Source organism: Bradyrhizobium sp. NBAIM03 (assembly GCF_020194055.1).
GTDB lineage: Bacteria > Pseudomonadota > Alphaproteobacteria > Rhizobiales > Xanthobacteraceae > Bradyrhizobium > Bradyrhizobium yuanmingense.
On the sequence record NZ_JADYVS010000228.1, the window covers coordinates 1 to 407 of the forward strand.

Consider the following 407-nt stretch of genomic DNA (forward strand, 5'->3'; position numbering starts at 1 on the left):
CTACGGATCGTGAACAGGTTCTGAGGCGTCCTCTAATGGTGATGCGGTTTTGTGGAGGGCTTTATAAGACGTCGAACTAGGGTTCTGGGCTGCCAGGGACCGGAATGACCTGGCCGCGAATCTGTGCAGACTTGCCGCGAAACATGGCAACCACCTCCCCGGCCTGGTTTGTCACGCGTACGTCGTAGATGCCGTGGCGGCCGGATAACACCTGCTCGGTTGCCTCGGCTGTGAGGGTGTCGCCGCCGTGCGCCGGGCGCAGGAATTCGACGCTGCAACCAGCCGCCACCGTGTTGTGGTTATGGCTGTTGCAGGCAAACGCAAAAGCCGAGTCGGCGAGCGTGAAGATGAGCCCGCCATGACAGGTGCGATGCCCGTTGAGGAATTCAGGCCGCACCGCCATGGAC

1 protein-coding gene is annotated in these 407 nt (G+C 61.4%); it reads right to left on the reverse strand.

Going from position 1 to position 407, the window contains the following annotated elements; genetic code table 11:
- Positions 1–76: 76 nt before the first annotated feature.
- Positions 77–407: hydroxyphenylacetyl-CoA thioesterase PaaI (paaI, locus tag I6F21_RS38240; protein ID WP_225184452.1), on the reverse strand; the 331-nt coding region annotated here is incomplete at its 5' end.